Raw genomic sequence first — 15,104 nt, 5'->3', positions numbered from 1 at the left:
ACCCGTATGCTCACCGATGCAAAAGTCAGAACTTTAAAATCACTAGAAAAATCTTACCGAATACTTGATGCTGAACGTTTATATATTGAAGTGCGCCCGACTGGTAAAAAAATTTGGCGATTCAAATTTGTCTTACATGGAAAAGAAGGGACTATTAGTTTTGGCGAATACCCTGCAGTATCACTTCAGGATGCTCGTAAGCTTAAAGACGAGGCTAAAGCTAAACTTGCTAAAGGCTTGAACCCTGTTGAAGAAAAGAAAAAAGATAGAATTGAAAAAGAATTGGCTGTTAACAATACATTTAAGGCCATTGCTCAAGAATATGTTCAAGAGAGAATGAAGTACAAATCAGAGGACTATATCGGCCGTTTTAATAATTCTATGGAAAAGGATGTCTACAAAGCCATTGGCAATAAGCCAATCAATGACGTTAGCTCTGCAGATATCTTATCCATTATGAAGAACACTGTTCAACGTGTATTAAGTCAAGGGAAGCATGGCACTGGTGAGTCTGCTGCCAACCTTAATCGTAGATTCATTGGTTTAGTTATGCGCTATGCAATTGTGACTTTACGCGCTGATAACGATCCCACCTACGCGGTAAGGGAGGCCATTGAATCCCCTGAGGTAGAACATGCTCGACCACTTGAAAAGCATGAGAAGAATGCACTACGACAAAATATTGATAGTTATGGAGGTTCTACAACCGTTAAGAATGCATGTTTGGCAATGCTTTACTCTATGCTCAGGACTGTTGAAATAAGAAAAATGGAATGGAGTTTTGTAGATTTTGAAGAGAAGATTATCAAATTTCCTAAAGCCTCTAGACGATTAAAGCAAGAACGAATAATGAAGAAAAATCGAGTTCATATCGTTCCCATTTCCAATCAATTACTTAATATTTTGAATGAACAATATGCTTTTACTAAAGATCAAAAATATGTATTCCCTTCCCCGCAAAAAAGAGACTGCATGATCTCTAGAACTACTCTAAACAAAATGCTTACATATATTGGCTTAAATCAAGTAACAGCTCATGACTTTAGGGCTACAGCCTCAACTGAATTAAATGGCCTTGGCTATAATACTGACTGGATTGAAACACAACTAGCCCATGCCGAAGTAAATAAGACCCGCGCTTCATATAACCATGCGAAATATTTGACTGATCGTAGAAAGATGCTTCAGGATTGGGCAAATATTGTAGATAGCTGGAGCACATGAATTATTGCATATTCCTATATAAACCTACCATCTATTCTTGGCTTTGTTGCACAAAGATTTCATAACTATATGATTTTAAAAGTTTTGATAATTTTATGATCTAAAATTAAATTTATTTAAATCAGATGCTTACATATTTATGCAACAAAGCCATTAATTACTCGTTTGTTACGTAAACGAAACTTCCAGTAAATATTGTAAATTCATAATTACACTAAAATTTAACCAGTTTACATATTCTATCCATATTGTGATGTAGTTATATCTTGCAATAAAAAACCACCCGAAGGTGGTTTAACTAAACATCATGGACATCTGTCCAAACTCATAAATGAGTAATGTGAGACCAAATGCTGAGGCTGAAAATACGAGTACTTCTTGCGAGGTCATATCCATCTCCTTCTATTGTTCTATTTAATGCTCTAGTCATTAAGAATGCATTTGACTCTAAATGCAAACAATTATCACAAATTCTAGGGATAGACATGTAAGAGATTTTATAAAAGTAACTGTGACGTTAATTAAGTGTATAAAGTTGTATAACAACATCCATAAGAGAAAAAAACCTCCGCGAATAATAGATATCGAACGGGGTCTTTTATGTCTGATCCGTTTTAAAAAAATAGAGGCTTAGAACTCTCTTAAGATGGATTGCTTAAAAATTTACGCATCTGTCTATGTCTTCTAGTGAGACCTAGTACCTCTTTACGCTTAATAATTTCATCTTCAGTAAAAGGCAGATGATTGATAAGCTGCTCAATCACCATAAAACTATTTTCAATTAAGAAACTATCTTGCTCGGTTGTCCAATTTGAGGTTATATGCTCAGATTTTTTAGACTGTCTTTTCATAAAAAGAAATTATACCTGTTTATAAGGACTCTTGACTTTCTTCAAGCACTCTCGGCATACACAAATTTCTTTTTGGTCATTGGTGTAATCAATCTCTCTAGCACCATGAAGGCCAAATATACACATTAATAATCTGATCATCTTATTTCTCCTTTAAGTACTTAAAAGCTATATATCTTAGGCATCTATATTTATATGAATCCCTGTAAGACAGCATTTCGAACAACTTTATCGAAGTTTGAATGAAATGAATTTTCAGTAGTGTGACTCTTTAACAATAAACAGAAACTTGCTACCGCACCTATGCTCACCAAAGTTAAGAATTTCATCTTTAATTCCATCCATGTAGAACTTTTGATTCAAACATATCACTGTGATTTGTATTTATCTAACCGCCTTCTGATGAATTACTGTTCATAATGTAACCACATTATTATTTATGTAATTGAATTTGTTAAACAATGAAACAATTCCTATTAAATTACACTGATTTATTACAACTTATAAATTTAAAGCTTTATGTGCCCATTTCAGAAATTTATCTTTATCGTTGAAATTAGGGACATTCAATAAATTGATATAGGAAACTTCACCAAAGTTTCCTGAGATTTTATTTGATTCAAGAATTGTAAAATCTTCTTCTCGCCCTACATGTACTTCCCGAAAAAACTCCGTAACTTTACGATCAAGGTTTAGTGAGGTAAACGCCTCTCTTTCAACTAAAAAGTCATAGATCTGGCTAATCACATGTAGTTCAAATTTTCTATTCATTTTTTCCGTTCTCATAATTATTTTAACAATTGGTTCAATTTAAACTAATTTCTTTTACGGATAAAGACAATAAAAAACTTACTATCAGGGACAGTTAAATAGATTTTCGCTTAGTCTTTGCCAGTAAGATCTCTATACGTTGAGTAACTTCCAACAATTTAAGCTCAGCATCACGCCAAAAATAATAGACGTCACCATGTATGACATACATTTGCTTAATGTAGTTTTCTGCTTTTGTCTTGTTTACTTTTTTAGCATTAAAACATGGTTTATCAAGCACTATTACCCTGCCATCTAAATCACCACCGATACAAATATTCATTTCTATTCTTCTTGTTGTAAGTAATGATTAAAATATATCAGAACAAAAAAGCGCAATTATTTGAACGCACTTTATCGACTAAGCATCTGATAAAAAATTAAAATTTATACCAATACGATTAAGTTAAGCTCCTATTAAAAAAGCCCTACATTTCTGTAAGGCTTTCCCCTTGGTCTTTTGCGCCGAAACAAGGAATCGTTGTTTTTATTTACAACAAAATAATTAAATCATTAATCGAATAAAAAATGAAGAAAAAAAAACCTGCAACTTGGGGAAGGTGCAGGTATAAACTGATATTAACTACCATGGAGAACTTAATACCAAATAATATACTTGGTTTATATTGAGATCTCATTCGCATTTTATACCAAATTATCTAGTAACAAAAAAAGCCCATCAAATGATGAGCTTTTTACGGTAATTAAGTGAATTTCCATATGTACGTCCACTATAGAAGAAATATGCCATATACCTTGATCAAGGTCAAGTGAGCATATTCTCAATTTGCACTTATAGCTTTGCTTTAATACTATTCATCTAACCACTTAAAATAATTGACCTAATGTCTGAACCTCAGTTTTCTCTTAGTGATTATCTATCCACAGTACAGGAAGTAATTCAAATTACTTTCAATGAGCCTGTATGGGTGAAAGCTGAGATCCGTAATCTAAATATTAAGGGCGGACATTACTATCTTGAGTTAGCTGAAAAGGATGAAAGTACCGACAAAGTTATAGCGAGTTGTAAAGGAACCATCTGGAAATTTATAGCTCAGAAAATGGTGCTTAAGTTTGAAAGAGAAAGCGGTGTAGAGCTTTCAAAGGATTTAAATGTCTTGTTAAAAGTTAGAGCCAAGTTTGATCCTCAGTATGGCTTTTCGGTGAATGTTGAAGATATTGATTCAAGCTATACGCTTGGAGACATTGCACGGCACTATCAACAAATTTTAGAAAGACTTACCTCTGAAGGCCTATTAAATAAAAACAAGCTCGTCCCTACTCCTTTTGATATTCAGAATGTCCTGGTAATTGCTCCTGAAAATGCTGCAGGTCTAGGTGACTTCAAAAAAGATGCTGATGCTTTAGAAAAATCTGATGTATGTCATTTCAAGTACTACTCAGCAACATTCCAAGGGAACACAGCTGCGCAAAGTATTATCACCTCTCTAAGTAATGGCCTCAGACAATGGGCTACCGATTTCAATACACCACCTGATCTCATTGTGATTATTCGCGGCGGTGGTGCTGTAAACGACCTTGCCTATTTAAATGATTATGAACTAGCAGCATTGTTGGCCAAACGAACCGTTCCGATTTGGGTCGGCATTGGTCACGAGAAAGACCGTACGATATTGGATGAAGTTGCAAACCGTTCTTTTGATACACCAAGTAAGGTAATTAGTGGCATTCGTAATCTAATTGCTGAACGGACTCAGGATGTCTTAGATTTATTCCAAACCATTAAGCTATTATCCCAACATCAAATCACGGCGTACCAAAGCCAAAATGATCAATACATGAGAGTGATTAAGACGCTTGCGCATGGACAGATTAATGAAGCAAATAAGAGCGTAGATTTGATGCTAAGCACCCTACATTATTTAGCCCAGCAACAGATCAAACTGGCAACTAATCAAGTCGAATCACTGCTGCGGGAAACCCTAATTCAGAATCCAAGAACCGTGATGGCTAAAGGCTACGGAATTGTTCGTAGTGAAGGAAAAGCTATTCGCTCTATTCAACAGATTTCAGGTGATAGCATCCAGGTCGAATTACAGGATGGCACCATTCAAGCAAATGTAACGAAGGTAATTAGTAATGAGTAAAAAAGAACTCTCTTTCAAGGAAGGCTATGGAGTCCTTAAAAAGAATGCCGAGCTATTGGAGTCACAGGAAGAGCCAGACATCGACAATTTAATGAAAATCGTTGAAGAGTCTATGGTGGCATACAAAGCCTGTAAAACACGTGTTGATGCTGTACAACAAGCTTTGAATGAGACATTTAAGGAATAATAAGTTAATAATATGGGAAAATTTTATTTTACTTTTTGGTCTACATTAGATGGAATAAGGATTTGATCATTAAACAATATTGAATAGCGGTGTCAGAGTAAGTTTGATTTCGACCATGCTTGCCTTGTGATTGTGCATACACTAGGTCTTTGGATCGAACCAAATGGCAATATTCCCACGATTAATGAGAGCTCGGTTATATGCGGGCCAATTGGTTGTGCGGTAGATTTTGTGTGTAGGCTTCTTCATTTGAAAATTATATTGCTGAAGAAGCCTTCAAGAATAGGTTTATGCAATAAAGCGACTTCAACTTATACATCTTTGTGTAGCAAAGCTATAATAAATATAAAAAATGAATTCTTATTAAAAATGTAAGAAATATTTACCATGTATTCTAAGCATTACTGATGTAAATTACGTTCTACTTGTGTTTGCTTATTGACAACTTAAGTATTATAAAAAAAATATCAACCTATAATAAAATATAATTGAAATATGAGATACTAAAATTGAGAAATATAATAGATGAATCAATTTCACAATTAGAATACTTGAACTCTTTATTAAGAGACAAGCTTAACTCAAATTACAATAAGCCATGTCTATTCTTAGATATAGATGGAACTTTATCTGATTTTCAATTAGATCCTACTAACAGTTATATTCCGACTAAGACTTTAAATATTTTAAGACAAATTATTTCAAATAAAATTCCTGTTATAGCTGTGACAGGACGAGACATTGATTCTGCACGTAAATTATTTGAATCCCTTGATCTTCCAATTGCTGCATTGCATGGATTAGAAATATATCTTGGAAATGAAAAAGAATTACGTACACCAAAGGGTTTCTTAGAAATTTCACATATTCACAAAATTTTAGCTCGAGCATGTATCGCCTATCCAAGTTTACTGATTGAAAACAAGAAATCATCAATTGCGTTGCATTATAGGAAAGCTCCAGAGCTAGAAGATATAGCAAAAAAAATAATGTTAGAAGCTCAAAAGATATTCCCCAACCTAAGATTAATTCAAGGGAAATTCGTTTATGAATTAATACCCGCTCAAGCCAATAAAGGCTTGGCAATCAAGGAAGTTTTAGCTCATTTAAACCAGTATGAGGTTTACACACCAATTTTCATTGGTGATGACTTTACGGACGAAGATGGTTTTTATTTTGTGAATCAGTTGGAAGATGGCATCTCAATCAAAGTCGGTCAAGGGCTTACCCATGCCAAATACCAGCTTAAAGACACAAAGCAAGTATATGATTTTTTAGAATTATTTTTAGACCATATTCGAAACCATGATAACAATTTTAAGGGTAACAACAACTTAGATGGAGAGAAAACATGTCTAAATTAATTATTTTATCGAATCGAGTCAGTATTCCCAACGGGCAAAAAACTACCGCAGGTGGGCTTGCAGTCGCTATACAAGATGCATTAGATGATATTGGTGGTGTATGGCTCGGATGGAATGGCGAACGAGTTCATAAGCAAGAGGAAGTACATTTTAATATTTTTCGGAAGGATAAAGTTGATTATGTCACCTGCCCTTTAACAAATTCTCAATATTCAGATTATTATGCAGGGTTTGCCAACAATTCACTTTGGCCTGCCATGCATTATCGTTCAGACCTGATTGAGTTTAAAACATCAGAATACGAAGGATATCAAAAAGTAAATTCTTTATTCGCTCAAAAACTTGCCGAAATTGCAGATCCAGACGATACCATTTGGGTTCATGATTATCATTTTTTAAGTGTGGCGAAATATTGCCGTGAACTCGGTATGCAGAATAAAATTGGATTTTTCCTGCACATTCCTTTTGCACCTTTATTTATCTGGCAAAAAATTCCATGTGCTCAACAATTGATTGAGGATCTATGCCAATACGATGTGGTGGGTCTACAAACAGATAAAGATCAAAAAGTGTGTATGCAAGTATGCACATCTTTATTGAACGCACAGAAAATTCAACAAACTTTATTAAGCTACCATCAACGTTTAACCATAATTAAATGCTATCCAATTGGTGTAAATCCAACAGCGATTCAAAAAGCGGCTCATAAGTTTATTGATGTACAAGACTTCCTTACCCGTCCAGTAGAGCTGAATGCTGCAAAAACCATTATCGGCGTAGATCGGATTGATTATTCAAAAGGTTTACTGGAACGCTTTTTGTCCTATGCAGAGTTCTTAGAGAAATATCCTGAGTATCAGCAGCATATTCAACATTTACAAATTGCTTGCCCATGTCGTTTGGAAGTTCCAGCTTATCAACGTTTATTTGAGCGTTTCAAGATTAAGATCGAGATGATTAATCAGGAATTTGCAAAGGAAGAGTGGCAACCCGTGGAATGTATTTATGATGCAATAAAACATCATCATTTGATGCAAATCTATCGTCAAGCCGATGTGTGCTGGATCAGTTCAATACGAGACGGGATGAATCTGGTCGCGAAAGAATATATTGCCGCGCAAAATCCATCAAATCCTGGTGTACTTATTCTATCCAAATATGCAGGTGCAGCGGAACAGATGTCTGAAGCACTTCTGGTTGATCCCACCGACAAAATGGCGATGGTCAATGCCTTAAAAAAAGCACTGGAAATGCCACGACGTGAACGTATTTCACGTTACAAACAACTGATGAAAGGTTTAAAAGATTTTGATATTAATGAGTGGCGCAATGCATTTCTTAACGACTTACAGAACAAAACCGCTATGCAGGATTTCAGATTCCTGGGAATGCGTAACGTTAACCCTATTTATCAAAATTTATAGTACTTTGATTTGTAAGGAACTGGCAGTATCCAGATATTGCCAGTTCAATTCACTATGAGGCTTATTTCACATAAGTAAACCGATTTAAAGCCACAATCAATAATAATAGACCCGATAGTGCCATAAACACTGTACTTAGGCCAATCAGCTCACTCACCATTCCAATGAAAGCAGGTCCAACCAGAATACCCGTATAAGCCATGGTCGAAACACAAGACAATGCAACTGCGCTCGGCATCACCGTCTGACGTCCAGCACGGGAAAACATGATCGGGACGATGTTAGAACAACCTGTCCCAACCAGTGTATAACCCACTAAAACCAGCCACCAATAAGGCGCGATACTGACCAAAGCTAAACCTAAAGTTGCACAAATCGCGCTATAGGTTAAAAGCTTTTTTTCACCAAAATAACGGATCAGATAATCCCCCGTAAAACGTCCTGTGGTCATGGCAATCGCGAAGAAGGTATACGCCAATCCCGCAAAAGCGGCATTAACTCCATATTGTTGCGTTAAATAAATACCACTCCAGTCCATCGCCGCACCTTCCGTCATGAAAATGATGAAGCAGGCAATACCAATTAATATAATCAAAGGTTGTGGCAGACGCTGTCGTATCGACTTTTTCACTTTCGATGACGCTTCAAGAAGGGTGTTTTCTACAGCTTTTATGTTGTATGGCACTGAAAGAAAAACAATAATTACCAACAGTAAACTCACAGCAAATGCGCTCATAACAGACGAAATACTTAAAGCAAGCAATGCAGTAATCGTCAGTACCCCAGCTAATCCGCCTAGACTCGCCATACCATGAAAGCCAGACATCAATGATTTTAAGCTATTTTTCTCAACCACTACGGCCTGAATATTGAGTGCAACACCCAGACTTCCTGCTGCTGTACCAAATAAGAATAAGGTGATCGCCATCATTAACGGCGAGGTCCATAAGCTTAGGCTTGGCAATAAAACGGCAAGCAAGAGTAAAGCGAAACCGATCGGCACACGACAACCAATACGCTGAACAATTTTACCTGTCGCAGGCATAGCTAGCATTGCACCTAAGCCGCTGCATAATAGCAACAAACCAAAATCGGCATGATTAAAATGCAAACGTTGCTGGGCAAAAGGAATCAGCGGCGCCCATGCAGCCGTGGCGAAACCAAGACCGAAAAAGCTAAAACGAGTTGAAAGACGTTGAGCACTTAATTGAATTTCAGGATCAATAAGAGCAGTTCTGGAAAAAAGGATCATTTAATACCATCCACACAAATTAACTCAGAGCGTCCATCTCGGATAAATCGCCATAGAAAAACCCCTGCTAATCTATAGAGAAGTTCTATAAATCCACAGAGGCTTTTATGGCGAAATTATACACAAAACCAAGCTAAAAATAGTATTTTTTGCAAGAAATAAAATCGCTACATATCAATCATTTATCTTCATTTATTTAAATAAAATTAAAGCGTTTATTTTTAACACTTTTTATTCTTAGCTTTTCAATTAAACAAGGCAAAGATATGAATTTACTTAAGTTTTGAAGAAATGACTGAATTAAGCAGTTCATTTATAAAGCTGAATAATATATTTCACTCGGTATAGCTGTGGATTAGCTTTCTCCACCAAATCAGATCAATTTTATAAATGTTTTAAAAAGTACGATAAACCTTCAGGTGCACGTCCATTTAATCTACTGCTAGTGGTGACGCGAACCAAATTACTCCAAGTGATTTTGCAACATTGCTTAATAAATTTTTCAATTAATGAGACATCCTCATGACAAGGAATAGGTTCAAAGCCTCCCGCCTTAATATAGGCTTCGGCACTAAAGCTTAAATTCGCCCCATGTATATGTTGATGATTCATCATGTCCTGATAATGCGTCAGATATTTTTGCTGTTGTTGTATTGATAAGTGACTAAGATCATCCAGTATAACGATTCCACAAATGGCATCTGTTGGTTGATGTCGCATTTGGCATAGTAACCAATCAGGATCTACAATTGTATCAGCATCCGTGCAAGCGACCCATGTAACTCCTTGATCGATTAGCTGCCTAATGCCAAGGTCTCTGGCCTTGCCCACACAAGCAAAATTACATTCAAGCCAATTCATCTGATGTGACTTTACAATCATGAGGGACTGGTCAGTACAACTGTCTAAAACCACTAGAATCTCGACCTGACCGTGACCTATATGCTGTATAGCGTGTTTAATTGACTGCAAACAAGCGGATAAATTTTGTTCCTCATTATGGGCTGGGATAACAATACCTATTTTCATACTAAGCCCTGTTGTTTTGCCAAAGATGAAGGATTTACCGTCCAGATATCAATGATGAAATCTGGATCATTCAAACTTAAATAATGAGTGAACAACAAAGATTGTTTTAAACAATGATGGACTTGATAAGCATCTAGTTCAAAATCCTGAATGGCGTGACGCCAGTGACAACACAGAATTTCACCTTGTGGCGTTAAACTGTCTTGGAGCTGATCGATCAGTTCATGCAGTTCATTGCGTGATAAGTAATAGGCCACTTCACTGATGACAATCAGATCAAATTTCTGTTCAGGAAAATATTCAGGAATTTTTTGGTGTTGAACGCTCACATGCTTCAAATTCTCTAAACGTTTAGAGGCCCAATGAACAGCATGTTCAGAAAAATCTAGACATAAAAGCTGATCAGCGCGTTTGGCTAAATGTACACTTAAATGGCCATTGGAACAGCCGATTTCCAACACTGATGAATAATGCTGTTGAGTAAGCAATGCCAAACAAATCTGCCTTTTACGAGCTTCATACCAATGTAAATCATAGCCCCAAGGGTCGTTATTGTGATGATATAAGGCTTCGAAATATTGACTAGAATCATTCACAAAGATAAACCTCCCAAGGCATTAACAAACGTTCGATGATTGCTGGAGATAAAATCGCAGAATTGCCTGTACTTTCATCAGCTTCAATCTGACTCTTAAACTGCATGATGGCCCGACGTTTTTTGATTAATTGAGCCTGAGTTAAGTTGTAAGCTCTAGCCTTTTGCCAGTTGATACGCGGATCTAGTGGTAGCGCCCAATGCCAAGCCCAGATCAGCACGTGTAAATATGACATGTCATGAGCTAGAGCAAATGCCTGTACAGTTTTTCCTACCGCTTCATGATCTGGATGCCCATCCTGTGCATAGCTACAAATTAAAATATCTTCCGCTTTAACCAACTTGTCTAATTCTTGCCACAGATGTTCCCTGTGCAAATGAATCTGCCCATCTGGTAAATTTAGTGCAATACGTTGAACATATTCAGAAATATCTAGACGCTGTAAGGCCGCCAAGCTTTCTTGTGGGCGAATTTGATCTAATTGATCTGGGCTGTATTTGGTTGAATGTGGATGGCTTTGTGTCCCATTACTTACGGCCACGATCACCAACTGACAATTCAACATAATTAATTGTTGCATCAAGCCGCCACACCCCAGTATCTCATCATCTGGATGGGGTGCAACAATCAAGATTCTTTTAGACTGAAATTTTTTAAAATTGAGTAGAGAAAGCGGCTGCTGCTCAAATGCATGCAGCCATTGTTCTCGGGAGGTCCCTTGCCCTTCAATAATACGATCTTCGACTAAAGGATGTTTTAGAGCTGCCATGATATTTGCTCCTGTAAACATCGTTCAGCAATTTGCTCATCATCGAATGCCGCATGACTTTGCCGAATAAATACAGGTAAATCAGCCATTAGGCTGGCAAAAGTTGCTTGTTCACAAAAAGGCCGTGCTCCAAGCGCTTTTCCTACCCCTTCAATAACCTCCAAACAGCTTTGTTCTGCCTGCGCACGCAAGATCCGTACATCCCGTTCATGGCTAAGCTTGGGTTGGCTATCAATCAGTTGCGCGATATATTGGAAATATTGTCGGGTTACAGCAAGTCGAGTTACCAACCGCCCTAAATACATTTTCTTAAAAGGATTAGGGGCTTTAAGGCAACTTTGTTGTAGCTCATCCACTAACCGCACCGCGGCACCGTACCAGCAAGCTGCAACACCCGCAGCACCATGCCAGAAACCAACCCGATCAAGGTAGTCATTGGGGTGACCAATGAGTTTGACTGCTATCTCTTGAAAATTGACTCTTGCGGTCTGTGTTCCCTTCATGCCTATAGCTTGCCAGTGAGCCAGATCAATGGTGATCAAGGATTGGTTGAGGTCAATAATGCAGAGCTGAGATTGCCCCTGTTGATCTTTAAAACTGATTAATGCTTTATGAATAAATTCAGCGCCTGAACACCACGGCTTAATTCCATTACAAAGCCCATTTTCGACCTGTAACGGCACGGGTCCACCATCGGCAGCCCAAACAGCCCATGTCTCCTCATTGATTTCATGTTGATAACCGAGTTCATGCAAAATACTTAAAGCATCAAAATGGGACTCAAAAAGCTTTGCTAAACTTAGGTCAAAGCCAGCTATCTGGGCAAAAATTTGCCAGCGTTGATAGGTTTGTCCCGAAGCAGGGTCAGGCAATCGTCCAACAGAATGAATCAACTGTTTCAACACAATTGGACGTTGAGTTAGCTTTTCTTCAGCTGAATACTGCTCAAAGCGATTTAATATGTCTAAAGTTGAGCTTTTTATAAATATTTTTCTATTCATTCTTAAAATGTTAATTCAAATGAGTTTATTTAAACAATAATTGAAATAATCTGTTTAGTTAAATAGATAAATTGTAATGAAAAGATAATTATTCGTAATTATTTAACTATTTATTTCTTTTTGTTTCATTGTTAACTAAATAGTAGGTTTAAGTGAATCTATAAAATCATCATGTAAGGATTATTTAAAATCCAACAATTATGAGGAAATAAGCAGTAGCTTAAAGGCTTCTGTGTTGTAATGTTTATAAAAGAGGTTTAAGAAATGAGTACTTTAAATATTCAAGATATTAAAAAACATTCAGATGTAATTGCTTCTTGTGGTACCAAAGTCGGAACAGTTGATCATCTCGAAGGTGATAGCCAACTCAAACTGACGCGTGATGAAAATGATCAGCATCATCTGATCCCAACGGCATGGATTGGTGAGGTCAAAGATGACAAAGTAGTTCTGATTAAAAATTCAGAAGAAGTTAAGCAACAATGGCAAGCTATTTAAATTATCGTAAAATAAAGAGTACGGCTAGAATTTGATCGTACTCTTTATTTCTTTGTAAGTAATTTCAAAAAAGCCCTAAGCCTTCGCAATGTCCGTTTGAATCAAAGGTGTTTCATTTCATACGTGTAAAAAATAGCGAGATGCAATCTATTTGTCATAGACTACATCTATTCTGTATAAATTAATAAGTTAGCCTACTCTTATTTAAAATTACTGCCTAAGAATGGGAAAATATATTCAACTACTTTTTGCGTAGCCCATAAACCAATCTCTTGGTGATGTTGATGTGGAGCTAAATATGGCATCAATTTGCTAATTTTATGTCCAGTATTTGTAGATATCTGAATTTGCTGCTGTAACAGCAATAATTCCTTTTCTGACAAATAACTAAAATCATTTAGTTCTATAAAGTTTTTTATATATTCTGTATTTACTGGGTTAATGCGTCTACTTGAATTAGCACCAGCAATCCAATCATAAATAAAAGCTTTTTCTGCAGCAGAGAAAACTCCAAACATTTTCCCATCTTCATCATTGATCATTTTCCAAAATCGGCTATGTTCAGGATCTTCGTTAAGCTTAATCCATCCTATTTTTATTAGCTCAAGAATGAATTCCTCAACCTGATCTTCTTCTGATAGCCATGAATTTACAGACTTATTCTTAAACTTGCATTTCTCATTATGCATGTGCTTTCCAACCAAAGCTTTGCTCTTGAAAATGTCCAGAACCACTCGCTCAGTATTTAGGTTCTTTATTATTTGAACTGAGCTAATTCCCCGATTATTCAATAAAAAGCCTATCTTTAATTTACGAATAAATTCGGATTGATTTGGGTAACGTTTGGCTAAACATTTGATCGCATTTGTAGCTAATTGAGCATGTCCATTATCAAAGTTATCAATTGTAATGTGTAGGTTAAAATATTTGGAATCAATACCTAACTCTTTAAGTTCATAATTTGTAATCAGTAAATGAAGTGGTAGTTGTTCGTATCCAAAATTAAAACCTGCAATCTCGGGTATAAAATCTGATGGAGCATAAGCTAAAGCCAATTGTATTGCTGACTGGTGATAGTATTCATCAGGTAAATTCATTGAAAATTGATGAAGACCAAGTGATAGAAGTAATTTATTGAAAATTTTTACATGGTTACTTTGACTAGAACCTAACCCCAACTCCTCAACATATATCTGTATAAAGTCTCTAAAAGCTGGATCATTCCAGTACTGCGTAAAGCTATAAAGCCAAGCACCGTCTACACGTTTGGTCGGTGCTACTTTGTATAAAAATTCATAAGCTTTACTTGTAGTTCCAAAAAACTCCCTTGCACTCCCATTTTCACGCCTTTCTAAGTACTCTTTGTAATGCAAGCATTGCGTTTTATTATGTTTCTGCATCCAGACTGCCAATTGATCAACATTAGTAGGAAAATCAGAGAAATCACTATCCAAATGAAGTATTTCGTTTTCTAGGAAATGATAAGCTTTCAACTCTTTTTCAGAACGTGACATTGATGGATCTAAGAAAAATTGTGTTATTTCAAAATATTTCTGATGGGCATCGGTTATTAAATTTAAAATTCTCTCTTTTACTGCAGTAGGCATTATAATTCTCTCGCGGTAAATAACTTATACCAACATAATTGACACTTGTACTTAATTAATTAACAACTTTGAAAAGAAACGTTAACAAATGTAATCCTTTAGTTTATTTAGTTTTAAAATACAAAAATTTAAGTAAATAATTATAATATTTGAAATAAAGAAACATTTCACTATATGTGATTTCAATCACATTCATTAAAATTAAAAAAATATGGTAGACCTCTTGCGAAAGTAAAAACCACCTCAATATAAATTTCATGAGATATCAGAAATTAAATCGTTTTTCAGATTCTGAATTCAAACGCTTGGTTGGCGTACCTCGACATGTTTTTACTGAAATGGTAGAGGTTTTAGAAAAAGCAGAATCACTCAAAAAGAAATCAG

At 36.1% G+C, this 15,104-nt stretch carries 15 protein-coding genes and 2 pseudogenes; 7 read left to right on the top strand and 10 right to left on the bottom strand.

Annotated features, from left to right (window positions below):
• Nucleotides 1-6 precede the first annotated feature (6 nt).
• Entirely contained in the window at nucleotides 7-1,224 is a 1,218-nt protein-coding gene (locus tag MF4640_RS03015; RefSeq protein WP_004984978.1) for a tyrosine-type recombinase/integrase, read from the top strand.
• Nucleotides 1,225-1,865: 641 nt separating this feature from the next.
• Here MF4640_RS03015 and MF4640_RS03010 read toward each other — a convergent pair.
• From MF4640_RS03010 to MF4640_RS03000, 3 genes are all read right to left on the bottom strand, one after another.
• On the bottom strand, nucleotides 1,866-2,075 hold the full coding sequence (locus MF4640_RS03010) for a hypothetical protein (protein ID WP_004676710.1): 210 nt from the start codon (nucleotides 2,073-2,075) through the stop codon (nucleotides 1,866-1,868).
• 501 nt (nucleotides 2,076-2,576) lie between these two features.
• The gene (locus MF4640_RS03005) at nucleotides 2,577-2,846 is read right to left on the bottom strand and encodes a hypothetical protein (protein WP_004984984.1); all 270 of its coding nucleotides are present in this window, start codon (nucleotides 2,844-2,846) and stop codon (nucleotides 2,577-2,579) included.
• Nucleotides 2,847-2,940: 94 nt separating this feature from the next.
• Nucleotides 2,941-3,168 (bottom strand): hypothetical protein, encoded by a 228-nt coding sequence (locus MF4640_RS03000; RefSeq protein ID WP_005005832.1) that lies wholly within the window; start codon nucleotides 3,166-3,168, stop codon nucleotides 2,941-2,943.
• Nucleotides 3,169-3,730: 562 nt separating this feature from the next.
• On the opposite strand from MF4640_RS03000, the gene xseA reads away from it, so the two are divergent.
• A complete protein-coding gene (gene xseA / locus MF4640_RS02995; protein ID WP_005005834.1) occupies nucleotides 3,731-4,993 on the top strand; it encodes an exodeoxyribonuclease VII large subunit in 1,263 nt (420 codons plus the stop codon).
• The gene (gene xseB, locus MF4640_RS02990) at nucleotides 4,986-5,180 is read left to right on the top strand and encodes an exodeoxyribonuclease VII small subunit (RefSeq protein WP_004986572.1); all 195 of its coding nucleotides are present in this window, start codon (nucleotides 4,986-4,988) and stop codon (nucleotides 5,178-5,180) included. The genes xseA and xseB overlap by 8 nt, the downstream gene beginning before the upstream one ends.
• A gap of 46 nt (nucleotides 5,181-5,226) precedes the next feature.
• Here the strand turns inward: xseB and MF4640_RS02985 are convergent.
• Nucleotides 5,227-5,429 (bottom strand): annotated as a pseudogene (locus tag MF4640_RS02985) (transposase); the annotation flags it as partial.
• 260 nt (nucleotides 5,430-5,689) lie between these two features.
• On the opposite strand from MF4640_RS02985, the gene otsB reads away from it, so the two are divergent.
• Both otsB and MF4640_RS02975 read left to right on the top strand, forming a co-directional pair.
• Complete coding sequence (otsB, locus tag MF4640_RS02980) at nucleotides 5,690-6,544, top strand: trehalose-phosphatase (protein WP_005005835.1); 855 nt, start codon at nucleotides 5,690-5,692, stop codon at nucleotides 6,542-6,544.
• On the top strand, nucleotides 6,532-7,968 hold the full coding sequence (locus tag MF4640_RS02975; RefSeq protein ID WP_010326898.1) for a trehalose-6-phosphate synthase: 1,437 nt from the start codon (nucleotides 6,532-6,534) through the stop codon (nucleotides 7,966-7,968). The genes otsB and MF4640_RS02975 overlap by 13 nt, the downstream gene beginning before the upstream one ends.
• 61 nt (nucleotides 7,969-8,029) lie before the next feature.
• On the opposite strand, the gene MF4640_RS02970 is transcribed toward MF4640_RS02975, so the two are convergent.
• The 5 genes from MF4640_RS02970 to MF4640_RS02950 all read right to left on the bottom strand — a co-directional run bounded on the left by MF4640_RS02970 (nucleotide 8,030) and on the right by MF4640_RS02950 (nucleotide 12,615).
• A complete protein-coding gene (locus MF4640_RS02970; RefSeq protein WP_005325067.1) occupies nucleotides 8,030-9,220 on the bottom strand; it encodes an MFS transporter in 1,191 nt (396 codons plus the stop codon).
• A gap of 384 nt (nucleotides 9,221-9,604) precedes the next feature.
• Nucleotides 9,605-10,249 (bottom strand): glycosyltransferase, encoded by a 645-nt coding sequence (locus MF4640_RS02965; protein WP_005325061.1) that lies wholly within the window; start codon nucleotides 10,247-10,249, stop codon nucleotides 9,605-9,607.
• On the bottom strand, nucleotides 10,246-10,845 hold the full coding sequence (locus MF4640_RS02960; protein ID WP_005325058.1) for a class I SAM-dependent methyltransferase: 600 nt from the start codon (nucleotides 10,843-10,845) through the stop codon (nucleotides 10,246-10,248). The genes MF4640_RS02965 and MF4640_RS02960 overlap by 4 nt, the downstream gene beginning before the upstream one ends.
• Entirely contained in the window at nucleotides 10,838-11,614 is a 777-nt protein-coding gene (locus MF4640_RS02955; protein WP_004985005.1) for a PIG-L deacetylase family protein, read from the bottom strand. The genes MF4640_RS02960 and MF4640_RS02955 overlap by 8 nt, the downstream gene beginning before the upstream one ends.
• The gene (locus MF4640_RS02950; protein ID WP_004985006.1) at nucleotides 11,602-12,615 is read right to left on the bottom strand and encodes an acyl-CoA/acyl-ACP dehydrogenase; all 1,014 of its coding nucleotides are present in this window, start codon (nucleotides 12,613-12,615) and stop codon (nucleotides 11,602-11,604) included. Before MF4640_RS02950 ends, MF4640_RS02955 begins: the two co-directional genes overlap by 13 nt.
• A gap of 264 nt (nucleotides 12,616-12,879) precedes the next feature.
• On the opposite strand from MF4640_RS02950, the gene MF4640_RS02945 reads away from it, so the two are divergent.
• The gene (locus tag MF4640_RS02945; RefSeq protein ID WP_004772208.1) at nucleotides 12,880-13,113 is read left to right on the top strand and encodes a DUF2171 domain-containing protein; all 234 of its coding nucleotides are present in this window, start codon (nucleotides 12,880-12,882) and stop codon (nucleotides 13,111-13,113) included.
• A 200-nt stretch (nucleotides 13,114-13,313) separates the two neighbouring features.
• Here MF4640_RS02945 and MF4640_RS02940 read toward each other — a convergent pair whose 3' ends face one another.
• Entirely contained in the window at nucleotides 13,314-14,720 is a 1,407-nt protein-coding gene (locus tag MF4640_RS02940; RefSeq protein WP_005005848.1) for an iron-containing redox enzyme family protein, read from the bottom strand.
• A 257-nt stretch (nucleotides 14,721-14,977) separates the two neighbouring features.
• On the opposite strand from MF4640_RS02940, the pseudogene MF4640_RS02935 reads away from it, so the two are divergent.
• Nucleotides 14,978-15,104 (top strand): annotated as a pseudogene (locus MF4640_RS02935) (IS5/IS1182 family transposase); the annotation flags it as partial.

The sequence above is a fragment of the Acinetobacter sp. MF4640 genome (assembly GCF_002018895.1).
Classification (GTDB): Bacteria; Pseudomonadota; Gammaproteobacteria; order Pseudomonadales; family Moraxellaceae; genus Acinetobacter; species Acinetobacter johnsonii.
This window is presented reverse-complemented; position numbering and strand designations above follow the sequence as displayed.